Source organism: Haloactinopolyspora alba (genome assembly GCF_003014555.1).
GTDB lineage: Bacteria > Actinomycetota > Actinomycetes > Jiangellales > Jiangellaceae > Haloactinopolyspora > Haloactinopolyspora alba.
Genome location: NZ_PYGE01000005.1, coordinates 115,533 through 134,824 on the forward strand (window position 1 = coordinate 115,533; position 19,292 = coordinate 134,824).

General features: G+C 69.8%; 16 protein-coding genes and 1 pseudogene. 10 read left to right on the forward strand and 7 right to left on the reverse strand.

The features are described from left to right. Positions 1-148: 148 nt before the first annotated feature. Complete coding sequence (locus CLV30_RS08890; RefSeq protein WP_106536850.1) at positions 149-1,174, reverse strand: 3-keto-disaccharide hydrolase; 1,026 nt, start codon at positions 1,172-1,174, stop codon at positions 149-151. Positions 1,175-1,381: 207 nt separating this feature from the next. Between CLV30_RS08890 and metG the strand changes: the two genes are divergently transcribed. The 5 genes from metG to CLV30_RS08915 all read left to right on the forward strand — a co-directional run bounded on the left by metG (position 1,382) and on the right by CLV30_RS08915 (position 7,137). Continuing rightward, on the forward strand, positions 1,382-2,962 hold the full coding sequence (gene metG, locus CLV30_RS08895; RefSeq protein WP_106536851.1) for a methionine--tRNA ligase: 1,581 nt from the start codon (positions 1,382-1,384) through the stop codon (positions 2,960-2,962). 103 nt (positions 2,963-3,065) lie between these two features. After that, positions 3,066-3,947, forward strand: coding sequence for a TatD family hydrolase (locus CLV30_RS08900; protein WP_106537019.1), 882 nt, complete (start codon positions 3,066-3,068; stop codon positions 3,945-3,947). 209 nt (positions 3,948-4,156) lie between these two features. Further along, on the forward strand, positions 4,157-5,320 hold the full coding sequence (locus CLV30_RS27520) for a resuscitation-promoting factor (protein WP_205740817.1): 1,164 nt from the start codon (positions 4,157-4,159) through the stop codon (positions 5,318-5,320). A gap of 32 nt (positions 5,321-5,352) precedes the next feature. Next, positions 5,353-6,225: a 16S rRNA (adenine(1518)-N(6)/adenine(1519)-N(6))-dimethyltransferase RsmA gene (gene rsmA / locus CLV30_RS08910; RefSeq protein WP_106536853.1), complete on the forward strand. Its 873-nt coding sequence runs from the start codon at positions 5,353-5,355 to the stop codon at positions 6,223-6,225. 24 nt (positions 6,226-6,249) lie between these two features. Continuing rightward, on the forward strand, positions 6,250-7,137 hold the full coding sequence (locus tag CLV30_RS08915) for a 4-(cytidine 5'-diphospho)-2-C-methyl-D-erythritol kinase (protein WP_106537020.1): 888 nt from the start codon (positions 6,250-6,252) through the stop codon (positions 7,135-7,137). 45 nt (positions 7,138-7,182) lie between these two features. Here the strand turns inward: CLV30_RS08915 and CLV30_RS08920 are convergent, their stop codons facing one another. The 3 genes and pseudogenes from CLV30_RS08920 to CLV30_RS27805 all read right to left on the reverse strand — a co-directional run. After that, entirely contained in the window at positions 7,183-7,800 is a 618-nt protein-coding gene (locus tag CLV30_RS08920; protein ID WP_106536854.1) for a dihydrofolate reductase family protein, read from the reverse strand. A 139-nt stretch (positions 7,801-7,939) separates the two neighbouring features. Next, on the reverse strand, positions 7,940-8,596 hold the full coding sequence (locus CLV30_RS08925; protein ID WP_106536855.1) for an ATP-binding protein: 657 nt from the start codon (positions 8,594-8,596) through the stop codon (positions 7,940-7,942). A gap of 275 nt (positions 8,597-8,871) precedes the next feature. Continuing rightward, positions 8,872-9,312, reverse strand: a pseudogene (locus CLV30_RS27805) (AAA family ATPase); the annotation flags it as partial. A 68-nt stretch (positions 9,313-9,380) separates the two neighbouring features. On the opposite strand from CLV30_RS27805, the gene CLV30_RS08935 reads away from it, so the two are divergent. Further along, complete coding sequence (locus CLV30_RS08935; RefSeq protein ID WP_106536856.1) at positions 9,381-11,129, forward strand: ABC-F family ATP-binding cassette domain-containing protein; 1,749 nt, start codon at positions 9,381-9,383, stop codon at positions 11,127-11,129. A 54-nt stretch (positions 11,130-11,183) separates the two neighbouring features. On the opposite strand, the gene CLV30_RS08940 is transcribed toward CLV30_RS08935, so the two are convergent. Together CLV30_RS08940 and CLV30_RS08945 are read right to left on the reverse strand one after the other, a co-directional pair. Then, positions 11,184-11,618, reverse strand: a complete 435-nt coding sequence (locus CLV30_RS08940) for a VOC family protein (protein WP_106537021.1) — start codon at positions 11,616-11,618, stop codon at positions 11,184-11,186. A 68-nt stretch (positions 11,619-11,686) separates the two neighbouring features. Further along, positions 11,687-12,007 carry an anthrone oxygenase family protein gene (locus CLV30_RS08945; RefSeq protein WP_165358608.1) on the reverse strand — a complete coding sequence of 107 codons (321 nt, stop codon included), beginning with the start codon at positions 12,005-12,007 and terminating at the stop codon, positions 11,687-11,689. A gap of 32 nt (positions 12,008-12,039) precedes the next feature. On the opposite strand from CLV30_RS08945, the gene CLV30_RS08950 reads away from it, so the two are divergent. After that, on the forward strand, positions 12,040-12,303 hold the full coding sequence (locus CLV30_RS08950) for an acyl-CoA-like ligand-binding transcription factor (RefSeq protein WP_276320005.1): 264 nt from the start codon (positions 12,040-12,042) through the stop codon (positions 12,301-12,303). Between the two features lie 502 nt (positions 12,304-12,805). Here the strand turns inward: CLV30_RS08950 and CLV30_RS08955 are convergent. Then, on the reverse strand, positions 12,806-13,435 hold the full coding sequence (locus CLV30_RS08955; RefSeq protein WP_129711005.1) for a M23 family metallopeptidase: 630 nt from the start codon (positions 13,433-13,435) through the stop codon (positions 12,806-12,808). Between the two features lie 478 nt (positions 13,436-13,913). Between CLV30_RS08955 and CLV30_RS08960 the strand changes: the two genes are divergently transcribed. From CLV30_RS08960 to sucC, 3 genes are all read left to right on the forward strand, one after another. Beyond that, complete coding sequence (locus CLV30_RS08960; RefSeq protein ID WP_106536860.1) at positions 13,914-14,327, forward strand: cobalamin B12-binding domain-containing protein; 414 nt, start codon at positions 13,914-13,916, stop codon at positions 14,325-14,327. Positions 14,328-14,527: 200 nt separating this feature from the next. After that, positions 14,528-17,890 (forward strand): phosphodiester glycosidase family protein, encoded by a 3,363-nt coding sequence (locus tag CLV30_RS08965; protein ID WP_106536861.1) that lies wholly within the window; start codon positions 14,528-14,530, stop codon positions 17,888-17,890. A 208-nt stretch (positions 17,891-18,098) separates the two neighbouring features. Continuing rightward, on the forward strand, positions 18,099-19,283 hold the full coding sequence (gene sucC / locus CLV30_RS08970; RefSeq protein WP_106536862.1) for an ADP-forming succinate--CoA ligase subunit beta: 1,185 nt from the start codon (positions 18,099-18,101) through the stop codon (positions 19,281-19,283). Positions 19,284-19,292: the final 9 nt, after the last annotated feature.

The following is a 19,292-nucleotide window of genomic DNA, read 5'->3' on the forward strand; positions in this document are numbered from 1 at the left end:
GCACACCGGCGCCACCGGCCGGGCCCGGTTCGGCCCGTCGCACCGGCGCGTCGGGCCCGGCTGCCGAACAATGCGCTGGCAGCCGGGCCGGCGCACCGACGTCGTGCGTAGATCGCTGACGATCAACGCCGTGAGGTGGCGTGCTGACTCAGGAGAGGTCCCTGATTCGGACGTCGCGGAATGAGACGACGTCCTGGGGAGCGCCGTGAGCCTGTAGCCCGACGTGGCCGACCAGACCGCGGCCGCTGGAGCCCGGGTCGTCCGGGCGGCCCGGGAACGGAAGTCCTGGCACGTTCTCGAACTCGTTGATCACCACGCCGTTGCGGATCACCGTGTAGTGCTGGCCGACCACGCGGACCTCGAGGTCGTTCCAGGTCCCCTTCGGCGTGGGCTGTGCCTGGGCGAGGTTCAGGTCGGCGAACCCGTAGATCGATCCGGTCTTGCGGGGATCGTTGCCGGCCGTCTCCGGTGAGTCGTTGATCTGGACCTCGTGCCCGCAGGCGACGGAGATCCACGCGAGGTTGTCCGAGCAGCCCTCGATGGGCGCGGTGAGCTCGGGGAAGCGGACCTGAACGCCGCTGTTCGCGCGCAGATCACCGGGTGCGTCGTCACGGAACTTCAGCCGCAGCGAGAAGTCGGCGAACTCCTGCGGTTTGTACCACAACACGCCGAACCCGCCCTCGGCGCCGACCCGGCTTCGGATCGTGCCGTCGGGCAGCAGGTCGAACCCGCCCTGGCCGGCGTAGGCCCAGTCGTCGAACGACGCCTCGGTGCCGTCGAACAGCGGAACGTAGGAGGTCGTCCTGCCGACCTCGGACCTGCCGGCCGCGGCCCGCAGCGCGCCGGCGTCGGCACGGCTGATGACGTCGGACTCCGCCAACGAGTCGGCCACGTCGACGACGTGGCGGACGAACTCGCCGTGATTCGGCCAGGCGCGTTCGTCGTCGATGAGATCGTTGATCGTGCAGCCACCGCCGGTGGCGGAGTTCGGAACGCCGCTGTCGGTGTCGAGGAACCTGACCGTGGGGCGGGCATCGGCCGCCGCGCATGTCTCGTCCGTCACGGCGGCTCGCGGCGCCGGTTCGGCGGCGGCGGAGCCCGTCAGCGCCACCAACAGGCCTGCTGTCAGTGTTGCGAAGCCGACGGCTCGCTCTCGCGTGGAAATCAAGAACACTCCTTGCGTTGTCAGCCCCCCTGGTGACCGACGTCACGCCGATAAGTGACGGTACGAGAGTTGGCTCCACCTTTCAATATTCGACGACGAACTTTCACTTGCAAATTGCGAAAGTGGTTGCTTCCACAAGGAACCGAAGCGCAGCCGGGGTCGGTGGCAGTGGGCATCATTGATGATCCGGGGACAGCGGATACTACGATCGACGCCATGCCCGAACCTTCCGCCAAGGCGTTCTACGTCACCACGCCGATCTACTACGTCAACGACGCTCCCCACATCGGGCACGCGTACACGACGGTCGTCACCGACTTCGTCGCCCGGTGGCATCGGCAGCGCCAAGAGAGCGTCTGGTTCCTCACCGGGACCGACGAGCACGGCGAGAAGGTGCTGCGCACCGCCGAGGCGAACGGCGTCGACGCGCGGGTCTGGGCCGACCGTCTCGTCGAGACCGCGTGGAAGCCGGTGCTCGAGACCATCGACGCCTCCAACGACGACTTCATCCGCACCACCGAGCCGCGCCACGTCGAGCGGGTCAAGGAGTTCATCCAGGGCCTGCACGACGCCGGCGAGATCTTCGAGGGCACCTACGAGGGCGCCTACTGCGTCGCCTGCGAGGAGTACAAGCAGCCGGGTGACCTGATCGACGGCACCGGCGAGTACGCGGGGCAGAAGCTGTGCGCGATTCACGGCCGGCCGGTGGAGATGCTGGCGGAGAAGAACTACTTCTTCCGGATGTCGGCCTACACCGAGCGCCTGCTGGCCTTCTACGAGGAGAACCCCGGCTTCATCGAACCGGAGAGTGCCCGCAACGAGGTCGTGAGCTTCGTCAAGCAGGGCCTGCAGGATCTGTCGATCTCGCGGTCGACGTTCGACTGGGGCGTCGGGGTGCCGTGGGACTCCTCGCACGTCATCTACGTGTGGGTCGACGCGCTGCTGAACTACGCGACGGCCGTCGGCTACGGCGCGGACGACGACGCGTTCCGCGGCATCTGGCCGCCGGACGTCCAGTTCGTCGGCAAGGACATCCTGCGCTTCCACGCGGTCATCTGGCCGGCGATGCTGATGGCCGCCGGGCTGCCGCTGCCGAAGCAGGTGTTCGCGCACGGGTGGCTGCTGGTCGGCGGCGAGAAGATGAGCAAGTCGAAGCTGACCGGCATCGCCCCGTCCGACATCATCGACACGTTCGGCTCGGACGCGTTCCGCTACTACTTCCTGCGCGCCATCGCCTTCGGCAACGACGGGTCGTTCTCGTGGGAGGACATCGCCGCGCGTTACCAGGCGGAGCTGGCCAACGGCCTGGGCAATCTCGCGTCGCGGGTCACCGCGATGGTGGGCAAGTACTTCGACGGGGTGCTGCCGGAGCCCGGCCCCGACACCGACGCCGAGCGCCGGCTGTCGGAGGTCGCCGAGCGCGCCGCGGCCGAGGCGGACGCCGCCGTCGGCCGGGTGGCGCCGCACGAGGCGCTGGCCGCGGTGTGGACGCTGGTCGAGGCGGCCAACGGCTACATCACCGAGCAGCAGCCGTGGGCGGTGGCCAAGGACGAGTCGCGGCGCGACCGGCTGGCGAGCATTCTGTACTCCTCGGCCGAGGCGCTGCGCGCGCTGGCGGTGCTGCTCAACGCCGCGATGCCGAAGTCGTCGGCCGCGCTGTGGGCGTCGCTGGGCGCGGAGAAGGACCTCGGTGCGCTCGACGAGCAGCCGGTCGCCGACGCCGGCCGCTGGGGACAGCTCGTTCCCGGCGCCACCGTGACGAAGGGCGCCGCCCTGTTCCCCCGCTTCCCTGAGTGAGCCGCCGCGAACGAATGATCACGTCCAGCATGAATTCCATGCAGGACCACCCGTGCAGGCCTCGTGATGCGACGAAAACCCTCGTGACGACGACCGGATGACGATGCGAGAACGCCGACCAGCCACCGACGAGACCGGGCGCACCCGCGACCGGACCCGCCCGCCCGCCCCGGACCCGCTCCCGGCGCCGGTGACGGACACGCACTGCCACCTGGACATCGCCGACGGCGACGACGGTGACGCGTTCGCGCCGGAGACGGCCATCGCCGCGGCGGCGGAGGTCGGCGTCACGCGCATCGTGCAGGTCGGTTGCGACCTCGAGGGTTCGGCATGGGCCGTCGACGCCGCGCACCGCTACGACGCGGTCGTGGCGACCGTGGCGCTGCACCCCAACGACGCGCCCCGTCACGCCGCGGCGGGCACTCTGGACGACGCGCTGGCCGAGATCGATCGGCTGGCCGGCAGCAGCGACCGGGTCCGTGGCGTCGGAGAGACCGGTCTCGACCACTTCCGCACCGGACCGGACGGCCGCGCGGCGCAGGAGGAGTCGTTCCGCGCGCACATCGAGATGGCCCGTCGGCGTGACCTTGCGCTGGTCATCCACGACCGTGATGCCCATGCGGACGTGCTGCGCATCCTCGACGACGCCGCGCTGCCGGAGCGTGTCGTTTTTCACTGTTTTTCCGGGGACGCGGAGATGGCCGAGCACTGCGTGGAACGCGGCTGGTTCCTGTCGTTCGCCGGGCCGGTGACGTTCAAGAACGCGGCGTCGCTGCGGGCGGCCCTCGCGGTGACTCCGGCGGCGAACATGCTGGTCGAGACGGACGCGCCGTTCCTCACGCCGCATCCGTACCGGGGGCGGCCGAACGCGTCGTACCTGGTCCCGGTGACGGTGCGGGCGATGGCGGACGAGCTCGCCCTCGATCTTGATGAGACCTGTGTCACTCTGGCTGCGAATGCCGCACGCGTCTTCGGATCCTGGTGATATAGGCGGGCCCGTTTGTGGCAAACGGCGCGATACGTTACCGTCTCGTGATTGTTAGCCGGAGTCGGGGAAGCTTCGGGTGGCATAAGGAGAGCCGGACACGCCGGTGGCGGTGCCCTGGGCGCGAACGCGCCTGCGGTAGCGTGACGGGGCGCTGCGAGGTCAGGCCATCCAATCCCGTGCCCGGGACGTACGACCACAGGAGCACAGTGCTTCCGTCCGCGAAGACGCTGGTTGTCAATGCAACCGTCGTCACTGCACTGGTAGGCGGCGGCGTCGCCTACATCACGCTTGACAACGCCGTGACGCTCAACGTCGACGGCAAGACCGAGACCGTGCACACCTTCGGAAGCAGCGTCGAGGACGTCCTCGACGACCAGGGCATCGAGGTAAGCAAGCACGACGAGGTCATCCCCACGCTGGGCAGCTCCGTCGAGGACGGCACCGAGATCTCGGTCCGGTACGGCCGCCAGATCACCGTGACCGTCGACGGCGAGAAAGAGCAGATGTGGACCACCGCACGGTCGGTCGACGAAGCTCTCGGCGACCTGGACATCCGGCATCAAGGCGCCGACCTGTCGGTCGCACGGTCGCAGCCCATCGGACGCGGCGGAATCGACTTCACGGTCCGCACGTCCAAGGACATCACGCTCGTCGCCGGCGGCAAGCCGCGGCAGCTGACGACGACGGCGCTGACGGTGCGACAGGCCCTGTCCGACGCCGAGGTCAAGCTGGGCGAACGCGACCGGGTCAAGCCGGGGCTGTCGGCCGAGCTGACCCAGGGGGACAAGATCAGGGTCCAACGGGTCAAGGTCGAGACCGAGACGGTCACGGCCGCAGTGCCGTTCGAGACCACCGAGCAGGAGGACGACACCCTCGAGGAGGGCACCACCACCGTCGAGACCGAAGGTGAGAACGGCACGCTCAAGCGTGTCATCCGCAACACCTACATCGACGGCAAGCTGCACGCCGAGAAGGTCGTCTCCGAAGAGGTCGTCGACGAGCCGGTCGACGAGGTGGTCCTCGTCGGCACCAAGGAACCCGAGACCGATCCCGCCCCGGACGAGGACGACGGCGGTGGCGACACCGGCGACGACGGCAGCGACGACTCCGGCGACGAGAACATCGACGGCGGCGTGTGGGACTCCCTCGCCGAGTGTGAGTCCGGTGGCGACTGGTCGATCAACACGGGCAACGGCTACTACGGCGGCCTGCAGTTCAACCTCGAGACCTGGCAGGCGTACGGCGGCTCCGGCTACCCGCACGAGAACAGCAAGGCCGAGCAGATCCGGATCGCCGAGAAGGTCCGCGACGACCGCGGCGGGTACGGCGCGTGGCCGGCCTGTGCGGCCGAACTCGGCCTGCCGACGTAGTTCCCCGCACGCCGGGCACTAGGCTCGGCTGCGTGGACACCAACGACGAGACGTCCGCCGGTCCCAGGTTGCTGGGGCCGGCGGACGTTCGTCAGCTCGCGGCACGTCTCGGGCTGCGGCCCACCAAGACGCTCGGGCAGAACTTCGTCGTCGACGCGAACACCGTGCGCCGCATCGTCCGCGTCTCCGGCGTGGGCCCGCAGGACGTGGTCGCCGAGGTGGGCCCGGGGCTCGGGTCGCTCACACTGGCCCTGCTGCCGCACGTGCGGCACGTGACGGCCGTGGAGGTCGACGCGGCGCTGGCGTCCGCGCTCCCGGAGACGGTGACCGAGTACGCGCCGTCGTCGGCGCCGCGGCTGGACGTCGTGCACGCAGACGCGCTGCGGATGGGACCGCTGCCGGGGCCCGAGCCGACGGCGCTGGTCGCGAACCTGCCGTACAACGTCGCGGTCCCGGTGCTGCTGCACACGCTGGAGCTGTTGCCGAGCCTGGAGCGGGCTCTGGTCATGGTGCAGAAGGAGGTCGCCGACCGGCTGGCCGCCGCGCCGGGCTCGCGGACGTACGGAGTGCCGTCGGTCAAGGCGGCGTGGTACGGCACTGTCGACAGCGCCGGAGCGGTGGCGCGCAGCGTGTTCTGGCCGGTGCCCAACGTGGACTCCGGCCTGGTGCTGCTGCGCCGTCACGAGCCGCCGCCGGGTGACCGCCGCGAGGTCTTCGCCGTCGTCGATGCCGCGTTCGCGCAGCGGCGCAAGACGCTGCGTGCCGCGTTGAGCGGGTGGGCCGGGTCCGCCCCGGCGGCCGAGGCGGTGTTGCACGCCGCGGGGATCGACCCGCGGGCGCGCGGCGAGCAGCTCAATGTGCGGGATTTTGCCCGAATCGCTGCGGCTCGTGCCGCCATCGGATGATGGTGCGGTAACGTCCCGCTGGTGCTGCAGGTGATCACCCGAGTCCCGGCGAAGATCAATCCGGTGCTGTCGGTCGGACCAGCCCGACGGGACGGATATCACGACCTCGCGACCGTGTTCCACGCCGTGTCGCTGTACGACGAGGTGCGTGCGCGCGCCGGCGACGATCTGACGGTGACGATGTCGGGTCCGTACGCCGGCGGCGTCCCGTCCGATGCGACGAACCTGGCGACCCGCGCGGCACGCGCCCTGGCGAAACGTGCCGGTGTGCCGGCGAAGGCGCGCGTCGACGTCCACAAGGCGATCCCGGTGGCCGCCGGTCTCGCCGGCGGCAGTGCCGACGCAGCGGGCGTCCTGCGGGCCTGTGATGCGCTGTGGGAGCTGGGCGCCTCGGACACGGAGCTGGCCACCGTGGCGGCGACGCTCGGCAGTGACGTGCCGTTCGCGCTGGCCGGCGGCACCGCCGTGGGGACCGGACGTGGTGAGCGGCTGCGTGGAATCACCGTCGGCACGACGCTGCACTGGGTGCTCGCCGTCGCTTCCAGGGGCCTGTCGACGCCGGACGTGTACCGCCGGCTGGACGAGTTGCGCTCCGGGGTGAGCGTCCCCGAGCCGGCTGTCGGAGAAGCGATCCTGACCGCGCTGGCCGGGGGAGATCCGGGCGCCGTGGCCGCCAGCCTGCGCAACGACATGCAGGAAGCCGCGGTGGCGCTGCGCCCCGAGCTGGCCGACACGCTCCGTGCCGGCCGCGAAGCGGGCGCTCTCGGCGGCATCGTCTCCGGGTCCGGCCCGACATGTGCGTTCCTCGCCCGCGACGGGGAGCATTCCGGTGAGCTCGCGGCCCGGCTGGACGCGTCGGGGACCTGTGCGCAGGTCCTGCAGGTCACAGGGCCCGCGCGCACCGGTGACTGAGCAGCCACCGGCGCGCACCGGAAGGGGACCGGTCCGGCACCTGCCTCACTCGACCTCGGCGGTGCCGTACTCGGGGCGACCGGCGTTCCGGTAGACCTGGATCGTCACGCCTTTCGGTGTGGCCTGTGACTCGACCAGCTCCAGCGCCGTGTCAAGACCCTTGGCCGGGAACAGCCGCGTACCGTCGCCCACGATCACCGGGAAGACGATCACGTTGAGCTCGTCGACCAGATCGTTGTCCAACAGCCAGCGCACCAGGGTGCCGCTGCCGTGTACCTGCAGCTCTCTGCCCGGCCGTGCCTTCAGTTCGCGCACCGCCGCCGCGACGTCACCGGAGAGCACGGTCGAGTTCGCCCACTGCGGGTCCTTCATCGTCGTCGAGGGCACGTACTTGGGCAGCGTGTTGAGGGTGACCGCCACCGGGTTGTCGCCCGGGTCGGCCATCTCTCCCCACGAGCCGGCGAAGATCTCGTACGTGCGCCGGCCGAGAAGGAACGCGTCGACCTTGCGGAAGGTCGCGTCCATGAACTGCCCGGTCACCTCGTCGAAGTACGGAACCAGCCAGCCGCCGCGCTCGAATCCGCCGGTGCGGTCCTCGTCCGGCCCGCCCGGCCCCTGCATCACGCCGTCCACCGAGACGAACGTGGTCACTGTCAGCTTCATGTCGCCGTTCCCTTCCGTGTGCGATGTATGGCTCAGACGTGGACCCGGCTGTCCTCGGCTGTCAAGACCGCGTCGAACGGGGCCGGCGCATTTCGACACCGGGCGCGCAGTTCCGTCGCCCCGGTGATCGTGGTTCGTCTCAGGCGCCGACCTCGGGTGCGGGGTCGGCACGCCACAGCGTCGAGACAGGAACGGCCCACAGACGCTCGCCCAGGGGAAGCGTCTGGCTGCCCGAGTGCACCACGAGCCCGATCGTGAACCGTTCGCCGAGTCGGTCGCGTAGCCCGGCCAGGTGCCGGGCGTGTTTGGCCAGCGGCGTAGCGGTGAGCTTCACTTCGATGCCCGCGACGCGTCGAGTCCCGTGTTCTTCGACGATCAGGTCGACCTCGGCGCCGGCACGGTCGCGGAAGTGCGCGATATCGACCGAACGCCCGCTCCATTGGCTCTGTTTGTACACCTCACCGATGACCAGGGACTCGAACAATGCCCCTGCCATCGGGTCGTTCACCGCAGGGTTGAAGACCGCTGCGCTCGCACCGCTGAGGTGTGCTGCCAGGCCCGTGTCGGTGAACAGGACCTTCGGGCGCTTCTTTGCTCGAGTGGTGGCGTTCGTCGCCGAGGCGGGGACGAGGACGACCAGATAGAGCGCTTGGAGCAGGGCGACATAGTTGGCGACGGTGTCACGGTGCAGTCCGGAGTCGTTGGCGAGATCGGCGAGGACGAGCTCGTGACAGTTCCGCGCGGCCAGGAGTGACAGCACGTGCCGCAGCTCGTTCTCCATCCGTACTTCCGCCATCGGGCGCAGCGCCTCCCGAGACACGACGTCCTGGAGGTAGGCCGTGAACCAGTCACGGCGGCACGCCCGGTCAACTCGTCCAGAACGACTGGAGGATAGCCACCCTGTAGCACCCACTCGGCGATGTCGTCCCGGCTGAGCACGTCCCCATGCGGCGCGGGCCACGAGCCGGCGGCGAAAAGGTGGTCGATGAACGTCTCGTGGTGCTGCCCACGGACCTCGCCGGCCGAGAGCGGCCAGAGCGTCAGGCGCCCGGTGCGTCCGGCCAGCGTCTCGGAGACAGCGCGATCTGCCAGATAGTTCGCCGAACCCGTGAGCAGCAGTTGGCCTCGTGTCCTGTCCAGGTCGGCGCGTCGCTTCACGGCGAGGAGGAAGCTCTCGCCGGCACGTTGGAACTCGTCGACCACCGCAGGGCGCGGCAGGCTCTGGACGAAGGCCACGGGGTCGTCCGTCGCGCTCGCCAGTGCGGCGCCGTCGTCCATCGTGAACCTGTTCTGGGCAGGGATGCCGAGCAGGTCTTGAGCCAGCGTCGTCTTGCCGACCTGACGAGCTCCACCGATCATGACGACTCGGAAAACTCGGAGCATCTCGTCGACCCTGCTGGTGAGGTTTCGTGCGAGCGGGTAACCAAGGTCGACTCCTTGCTGACCGGCAAAACGCAGTAGTCCTACTAGGCAGAACGCAGTACCTCTACTGGGCAGAACGCCACCAGCCATGAGCTGTGCCCGCAGCAGGAGTCCGCTGTTTCGGGAGGTCGCGGGGCGCGTGAGACCATGGGAGCAACATGGCGCCGCGAAATCTCATCAATCTCGAATCCGTCTCGCTGGCCTACGGCACCCGGCACGTCCTCGACGGCGTATCGATCGGCGTGGCCGACGGCGACCGCATCGGCGTCGTCGGGCGCAACGGCGGTGGCAAGTCGACGCTGCTACGGGTGCTGGCCGGAACCGAGACCGTGGACTCCGGACGGGTCACGCACACCGGCGGCCTCCGGGTCGCCCGGCTCGGTCAGGACGACGACCTCGACCCGGACGCGACCGTCGGGTACAGCGTCGTCGGCGACGCTGCCACGCACGAGTGGGCGAGTGACCCGCGTATCCGCGATGTCATGACCCATCTGTTGCCCGGTGTGTCGATGGACGCGCGGGTCGGCCCGTTGTCCGGTGGTGAACGGCGCCGGGTGGCATTGGCGCGGATCCTGGTGGGCGACGCCGATCTGCTGCTGCTCGACGAGCCGACCAACCACCTCGACGTCGAGGGCATCGACTGGCTGGCCAACCATCTCGCCACGGCGGGGCGGTCGTTGATCCTGGTGACGCACGACCGGTGGCTGCTCGACACCGTCTGCCGGTCCACCTGGGAGGTGGTCGACGGCACGGTGCACGCCTACGACGGTGGCTACTCCGCGTACGTCCTGGCCCGGGCCGAGCGAGCCCGGATCGCCGCGAACGAGGAGGCCAACCGGCAGAACCTGCTGCGCAAAGAGCTCGCGTGGCTGCAGCGGGGCCCGCGGGCGCGCACGTCCAAACCGAAGTTCCGGGTCGCGGCGGCGAACGCGCTCATCGAGAACGAGCCGCCGCCGCGGGACCGCTACGAGCTGGCGCAGATGGCGACCACGCGGCTGGGCAAGAGCGTGCTCGACGTCGAGGACGTCACCGTCGAGATCGGCGGGAGGAAGCTGCTCGACGACGTGACGTGGCGGCTCGGCCCGGGTGACCGGGTCGGCCTGGTCGGTGTGAACGGCTCCGGGAAGACCACCGTTCTGCGGCTGCTGGACGGCAGCCTCGCCCCGTCCGACGGGCGGGTCGCGGTGGGCCGGACGGTGGTGGCCGCCCACCTGGCTCAGGAGGTCTCGTACGTCGACCCGTCGCGCCGGGTACTTCAGGCCGTCGAGGAGGTCAGCCAGGAGATCCGGCTGGGCCGTGGTGACACGATGACCGCGGGGCAGATGCTCGAGCGGTTCGGTTTCGCCGGGCAGCGGCAGTGGACGCCCGTCGGTGACCTCTCCGGTGGCGAGCGCCGACGGCTGCAGATGCTGCGGCTGCTGATGGGAGAGCCGAACGTCCTGTTGCTGGACGAGCCGACGAACGACCTGGACGTCGAGACGTTGACGGTTCTCGAGGACGTCCTGGACGGCTGGCCGGGCACTCTGGTGGTGGTCAGCCACGACCGGTGGTTCCTCGAGCGGGTCACGGACGGCATCTGTGCCCTGCTGGGCGACGGCAAGCTGGTCCAGCTGCCAGGAGGTGTGGAGCAGTATCTACAGCTGCGCCGGGAGGCGGGCGAGCAGGCGCCGGCGCAGTCGGCCCGGACACGTACCGGTGACACTCGGGCCGCGCGCAAGGAGATCGCGCGCATCGAGCGTGAACTGAGCAAGCTGGAGCGCCGTGAGGAGGGCCTGCACGAGCAGCTGGCCGACCACGCGACCGATCACGAGAAGGTGCAGGAGCTGGACGCGACCCTGCGCACGATCCGGGACGAGCGGGCGGCGTTGGAGTCGAAATGGTTGGAACTGGCTGACGAAGTCGGTTGACGACTGGCCGACGGAGTCGGTTGACGACTGGCCGACGGGGTCGGTTGACGCCCCTCAGCCGAGGCAGAACTCGTTGCCCTCGATGTCCTGCATGACGATGCACGACTCGTTGTCGTCGTCGGCAGGCAGTAGTCGTACGCGTGTCGCGCCGAGCGCGACCAGCCGTGCGCATTCGGCCTCGAGGGTGGCGAGGCGCTGTTCGCCCACGAGTCCGGTGCCGACCCGCACGTCGAGGTGCAGCCGATTCTTGACGGTCTTGCCTTCGGGGACGCGCTGGAAGAACAGTCGCGGGCCAACGCCTGACGGATCGATGCAGGCGAACGCTGAGCCCTGATCTTCGGGCGGTAGTGAGCTGTTGAACTCGTCCCAGGTGGCGAACCCGTCGGGCGGCGGCGGTACGACGTAGCCGAGCACCTCGCACCAGAAGCGAGCGACGCGCTCCGGCTCTGCGCAGTCGAAGGTGACTTGGAACTGCTTGACCGATGCCATCGAGTTCATCGTAAAGGTGCGTGCTTTTCGCCGAGCACCCGCGGTCGTGGCCGTGCGGGGCTCAGCTGTCAGGCTCGAGCCACGGCGAGGCCATTGCGCGGCGAGTGCGACCTGCGGCGTGGACTCGATGCCACCACGAGCAGGATGCACGAGGCCGTGCACGCGAGCGCTCGGACGTGGTTGGCCGGGACCCACTCGTCGAGGACGGTCGGCCAGAACGTCTCCGAGTCCGCCAGCCTCCGGCTGCGCGGGTCGATGTAGGCGGCGGTGAGCAGGAAGTTTCCGAGCACGAAGAGCGTCCCGCCGCTCAGGCGCAGCCACGGCGAGCCCTGGCCCCACGTCCATGCGGTGGCGATCGCCACGGCTGCTGCGACCGTCGTGGCTGCCACGAACACGAGGATGACTGTGCCCGAATCCGGCGCTGCGGCGGTATCGCGTGCTGATGAGCACGCCCAGCCGGCAGCCACAGCGTCTCGAGTACTTCCACGGCATCGAGACCGCGATGGCCGAGATGACGACGACCCGGCGCCAGCGGCCGCTCGACGACCTCTCCACGTGCCTTCTCGCCGCGACCGTCACCGCCGCGTTCCGCCTCGTGTTCGAGCGGTGGATCGCCGAAGGCACCACGCCGGACCGGCTGTGGCCGGAGGTCGACGAGGCGATGAGGCTAGTACTCCAGCTGTAGATCGTGATCATGGTCGTGTCGGTGCTGGATATGGGGCGGCCACCGCTTGGTGATCTTGGTTTGTGACACAGGAACACGTCACGGTGGCCGCCGGGCGTTGCTGGACGATCGCCGAGAAGTCCGGGGCGCGTCGCCGGCAGGGTTGCAGCATCTGCTTTGTCGGAGGGCCGGTGGGCGTCGACGGGCACCGGCACGGCAGCGTCGTTGGCCGACCTCACCTCGGGGACCTGAACGCACCTCGGTGAGAAATGTGACGCGTCGCAGCGAGAAACGGGCGCCGTCCGTCGGTTTTCTCACCGAGGTGCGTTCACATCCCCGCCGTTGCCGCCATCAGACGGACGAACATGAAACATCACGAACTACAGCTGTAGTACTAGTGAGCCGCGCCTTCGCCGCGCTGGAACCGGGTGCCGGAACCTGAGCCAGGGCCCCGGTGGTGGGTGCCCGAGCCGGTAACCGGGCGGGCAGGGGTACGGCCCGGGTGGTGATCAGCGGGTGCTGATCAGACGGAGACGCCCTGCTCTTCCAGCCAGGTACGGGGGTTGACCGGCCCGCCGCCGTCGGGGTGCACCTCGAGGTGCAGATGCGGCCCGGTGGAGTTGCCGGTCGAGCCGACCTGGCCGATGACCTCGCCCGGGGAGACCTCGCCGGAGCGCTGCACGAACCGGGAGAGATGGCAGTACCAGGTCTCGGTGCCGTCCCAGTGCTCGATGACGATCTTGTTGCCGTAGGGCCCGTCGTAACCGGCGAACACGATCTCGCCGGAGGACATCGAGTAGACCTCGGTGCCGGTCGATGCGGCGAAGTCGAGGCCGGTGTGTGTGCTGGACCACATCGAGCCGCCGGAGCCGAAGCCCGCGGTGATGCGGTACGTCGAGATCGGGAGCAGCCAGCGCTTGGCCTCGCGTGCGGCGCGGGCGGCGGCCTCGGCCGCCAGCTGGCGCTGGTGCTCGGCGATGCGTGTGTGCGCTACCTGGGCGGTCTCGCTGGTCTGCGCGGTCAGCGACTCACCGGCGGCGGCGACCGTCTCGAGAGCGTCGGCGTCGCCGCTGCCGGTCTGCTGGGGGCGCTGCGGAATGGCTCCGAGTGAGCCGTCGGAGTCGTTGTTGGTCGTACCGGCTGCCTGAGGCATCGCCAGGGCGCCCGATGCTGCTGCGGCCACTGCCACCGAGCCGACCACCGACGGGACACTGACGTGTCTACGGCGGCTACGGTGACGCCCGCTGCCGGAGCGTTGCGACACGCCAGGAACCTTTCGTCGGGAACAACGACTCGCAGGACCATAGCGGCCCCTTAGGGGGGATGCCAAACGTCTAGACCAAGGTGTCTGTGCAGGCGTTCACGATGAGTGATCATTCCGTTCGAGGCCCGCTGTTCGTGATGTAGCCGTGACCTGCCGGGACGATCGAACGTGCGGATGCATACGCAGCGTCACGATCATGACGCTCTGTGACATGTGATCTGCGTCACATTGCGCTCCGGATCATCCGTCCGGCGGATTCGTCCGGGCGAACGGGCGACCGCGGTCGGCGGATCGGCCCAGCTGCAGGCGCCGGGTAAGCTGCAACGACAGCCGTGGGATCAGCGTCGCTCCTGGGAGGTACGTCGTGATGGCAGACAGGCACCACTTGCGGGTCGTGGTGGCCAAGCCCGGGTTGGACGGTCACGACCGCGGGGCGAAGGTCGTGGCGCGCGCCCTGCGCGATGCCGGCGTCGAGGTGGTCTACACGGGCCTGCACCAGACGCCCGAGCAGATCGTCGAGGCGGCCATCCAGGAGGACGCCGACGCGATCGGGCTGTCCATACTCTCGGGCGCGCACATGACGTTGTTCGCCCGCGTCCTGGAGCTGCTGTCCGAGCGCGACGCGTCCGACATCGTCGTCTTCGGCGGCGGGATCATCCCCGACGCGGACATCCCGCCACTGGAAGAGATGGGCGTGGCCAAGGTGTTCACCCCCGGCGCGTCGACGCACGACATCATCGCCTGGGTCGACACCCTGTCCGACCGCGCGCAGGCGTCCTGAGTACGCCGGCGGCACGTACGCGTGGGGCCGTGGGGTAGCGCGGTCCACTCCGAGACGGCGACCGCCCCCGCGTCCGCCGGACGAAAATCATTCGCGGATCTATCCCGAATTCGGCCTTGATCGGTACAGTTTGCCGGAAATTCACCGATCTGCGGCATGGTGCTCGGGGGCCGGCCGCTCGTCCGCGATGAGGTGGCCGGGTGTTGACACGACGAGATCACGTAATCGGAAAAGTCACTGTCGCGGCGGTACTGATCGGCGGCGCGGCCCTCGTCGCCCCGGCCGCCGCCACCGCGGAGCCCGCGAGCACGGAACGCGGAACGGCCGCTGACGGACTGCAGCCGGGCGATCTGACCCGTGAGGGCGAGTCGGTGCTGGTCGACATGGACCAGAAGGCGATCGCGCCCGGCATGGAGCTCACCACGTTCTCCCGCCTGGAACAGGACGGATGGAACGCCGGTTCGGTGCTCGAGGTCGACCTGTCCGCCGGAGTGACGCTGGACTACCAGTACTCCGGGACGGTGACCGAGCGGAAGACCGTCGGATCGATGGCCGAGGACAGCGGAGCGACCGCCGCGATCAACGGTGACTTCTTCGACATCAACGAGTCCGACGCGCCCCTGGGCGTCGGCGTCAGCCGCGACGAAGGCCTGGTCACGACACCCGTCGCCGGGCACGACAACGCGTTCACGGTTTCCGAGGACGGCTCGGTCCGGATGGCGCGGGTCTTTCTCGAAGGTGAGATCGCCGTCGGCGACGGGACCACGTTGGACCTCGCGGGTGTCAACACCTTCCGGATCCCGGCCGGCGGCATCGGCGTGTACACGTCCGCGTGGGGCGACTACACCCGTGCCGACGCCGTGCAGGGCGCGGCGACGACGGCCGAGGTCGTCGTGGTCGACGGTGAGGTGACCGAGGTCGGCGCCACGCCCGGCGCCGGGTCGATCGCCGACGACGCCGTGGTGCTCGTGGGCCGCGGCGCCGGCGCCGAGTCGCTGCTCGGTCTCGAGAAGGGCCAGACCGTCGACGTGACCTACGCGCCCCGGTCGGACTTCGGCGAGGTGGCCGTTGCCCTGGGCGGCAACCAGGTGCTGATGTCGGACGGCGAGCCGCGCGACTTCGGCAGCCGGGCCCAGCACCCCCGTTCGGCGCTGGGGATCTCCGCCGACGGCTCGCGGATGTACATGGTGACCATCGACGGCCGGCAGGCGCACGCGCACGGCATGACGCTCACCGAGACCGCCGAGTTCATGGACGACATCGGCGCGTACGACGCGCTCAACATCGACGGCGGCGGCTCGTCCACGATGGTGGTCCGCGACCCGGCGACGGACGACCGCAGCGTGGTCAACAGCCCTTCGGACGGCAGCCAGCGTCCGGTTGCCAACGGGCTCGGCCTGTTCGCCACCGAGGGATCGGGCGAGCTGTCCGGGTTCCGCGTGCGGACCGAATCCGACAGCGAGCACGCCGGGCGCGTCTTCCCGGGACTGACGCGCAGCATCGACGCGCTGGGCCACGACGAGTCCCTGGCGCCGGTCGAGGCGCGCCCGCGCTGGCACACCTCCGACCATCGGGTGGCGCGAGTGAGCCGGGACGCGGACGCGGCGACGGTGACCGGCGTCGCTCCGGGGCAGGCGGACATCAGCGCGCGGCTGCGCGGGTCGACCGGTGAGCTGGGCATCACTGTCCTCGGCGAACTGCGCCGGATCGAGCCGAACGAGACCCTGGTGGCACTGGGCGGCGCCGACGACACCGGCCGTATCGAGCTGACCGGCTACGACATCGACGGCTACCGCGCTCCGATCGAGCCCGCCGACGTCGACGTCAGTGGTGGCGGTGACGTCGTCGACCTGGTCACGGACGGCGACGGCCTGCGGGTTCGTCCGTTGCGCGACAGCGGTTCGGCGCTGCTCACGTTGTCGGCCGGCGGGGTCGAGACGAAGGTGGCCGTCACCATCGGACTGGAAGAGGTGTCGGTGGCCGACTTCTCCGACGCCGCCGACTGGGACATCGCCTTCGCCCGTGCCACCGGCGCGATCGAGCCGACCGAGGGGCCGGACGGGCGCGACGGGGTGCGGATGAGCTACGACTTCACCGGTCCCAACACCCGGGCCGCCTACGCCAAGCCGCCGCAGCAGTTCGAACTGCCGGGCCAGCCGCAGTCGGTCAACGCGTGGGTCCGCGGAGACGGAAACGGCACCTGGATCCGGATGCGGGTGTACGACCGCAACGGCACGCTGCTGACACTCAACGGCGGCTACACCACCTTCACCGGCTGGCGGAAGGTCGAGTTCGCGGTCCCGGCCGGGACGGAGTACCCGCTGACCTTCCGCGACGTCTACGCGGTCGAGCCGCGCGGCGACGCACGCTACGAGGGCGAGACGGCGTTCAGCGACATCACCGTCGAGGTTGCTCCGGACGTCCAGCTGCCCGAGACCGAGCGGTTCGAGGACCCGGTGATCGTCACGGACGGCACCGCGGACGGCGCGCAGCAGCGCATCGCCGTCATGAGCGACTCGCAGTTCGTCGGGCGCGACCCGGACAGTGACGTCGTCGCCGCCGCCCGCCGCACGCTGCGCGAGATCGTCGCGGCGCAGCCGGACGCGCTGGTCATCAACGGCGACTTCGTGGACGAGGCCGCGCCCGAGGACTTCGACCTGGCTCGGCGCATCCTGGACGAGGAGCTGGCCGGCGTCGACTTCCCCTGGTACTACGTGCCAGGCAACCACGAGGTGCAGGGCGGCCCGATCAGCAACTTCACCGACGAGTTCGGGCCGACGCAGCGCACCGTCGACCTTCCCGGCTCGGGTGGCACCACCCGGATCATCACGCTGAGCTCGGCGTTCGGCACGCTGCGCGCCGGTGGCGACGAGTTCGACCAGATCGCACAGCTGCGCAGCGACCTGAACGAGGCGGCGGCGGACCCGTCGATCAGCGGTGTGCTCGTGTTCGCCCACCATCCGACCGACGACCCGCTGCCGACCGCGAACAGTCAGCTGGTCGACCGCCGCGAGGCGGACATGGTGGAGCGCTGGCTGGCCGAGTTCGAGGCCGGTAGCGGCAAGTCCGCGGCCTATGTCGGCGCGCACGTCGGCGTGTTCGACGCGACGTCCGTCGACGGCGTCCCGTACGTGATCAACGGCAACTCCGGGAAGACGCCGTCGAGCACGGCGGACAACGGCGGCTTCACCGGGTGGACGATGCTCGGTGTGGAACCGCCGCACGGGCGCGGCGAGTCCGGCTCGTGGCTGACCGCCGAGGTTCACGCCCGGGTGGACGCGATCGAGCTGACCGCGCCGGCCGAGCTCGCCGTCGACGGCAGCGGTGACGTCGCCGCCACGGTGGCCCAGGACGACACCCGTGTGGTGCCGGTGGACTGGCCGGTGTCGGCGCAATGGGGCGGCGACCGCGTGTTCGTCGGCCCCGCCGCCGACGCTCCGGCCGACGCCGTCGTCGCCGTCGACCCGGATGCGGGAACTGTCGTCGGGCTCCGCGCGGGGACGGCGTCGCTGAGCGTGACCGTCAACGGTGAGACCGCCACGAAGGACATCACCGTCAGCTGACCGACTCCAGTGATCATCGACGATCCTCCGTGTCATGGCACGGAGGATCGTCGATGACCACGAGCGGGAGCATGGGCGGGGCGGACCCGTCGACGCGGCCGTTCACCGGCGCGGATAGGCTGCTCACGGCTGTGCGTGACACTGGCCGAGTCCGGCGGGGCGCACCGCCACACAGCCGAACGCGACCGAAGACAAAGGATGGATTCGCGTGGACCTGATGGAGTATCAGGCGAAGGAGCTCTTCGCCGCACACGAGGTCCCGGTGCTGCCGGGATCCGTGGCCGAGACCGCTGAGCAGGCACGTCGGACCGCCGAGACGATCGGCGGGCAGGTCGTCGTCAAGGCTCAGGTGAAAACCGGAGGCCGGGGCAAGGCCGGCGGCGTCAAGCTCGCCGAGGACCCCGCCGAGGCCGGTGCCAAGGCCGAGGCGATCCTCGGCATGGACATCAAGGGCCACACGGTCCACCGTGTCCTGGTCACGCAGGCCAGCGACATCGCCGAGGAGTACTACGTCTCGTTCCTGCTCGACCGCACGAACCGCACCTTCCTGGCCATGGCCAGCGTCGAGGGCGGCGTCGAGATCGAGCAGCTGGCCGTCGAGCGGCCCGAGGCGCTGGCCCGGATCCCGATCGACCCGCTGGCCGGGGTCGACGCCGCCAAGGCCGCGGAGATCGCCGAAGCCGCCGGGTTCGGCCCGGACGTGCGTGACCAGGTCGTGGGCGTCCTGCAGCAGCTGTGGACCGTGTTCACCGCCGAGGACGCCACGCTGGTCGAGGTCAACCCGCTGGTGAAGACACCGGACGGCCGCGTCGTCGCGCTCGACGGCAAGGTCAGCCTGGACGAGAACGCCGGGTACCGGCACGAGGACCACGCCCGGTTCGAGGACTCCGCGGCTGCCGACCCGCTGGAGGCCCGCGCCAAGGAGAAGGACCTCAACTACGTCAAACTGTCGGGCGAGGTCGGCATCATCGGTAACGGTGCCGGCCTGGTCATGTCGACTCTGGACGTGGTCGCCTACGCCGGCGAGGAGCTCGGCGTCAAGCCGGCGAACTTCCTCGACATCGGCGGCGGCGCCTCGGCCGAGGTCATGGCCAACGGCCTCGAGATCATCCTCTCCGACGCCGAGGTCACCAGCGTCTTCGTCAACGTGTTCGGCGGCATCACCGCCTGCGACGCGGTGGCCAACGGCATCGTGCACGCGTTCGAGCTGCTGAAGAGCCGCGGCGACGAGGTCACCAAGCCGCTCGTCGTCCGCCTGGACGGCAACAACGCCGAGGAGGGCCGGCGCATCCTGCAGGAGTTTGCTGCGACGGCACCGCCCGGAACGCTCGAACAGGTCGACACGATGGACGGCGCCGCGCGCCGCGCCGCCGAGCTCGCGGCCGGGAAGTGAGGACGTAAC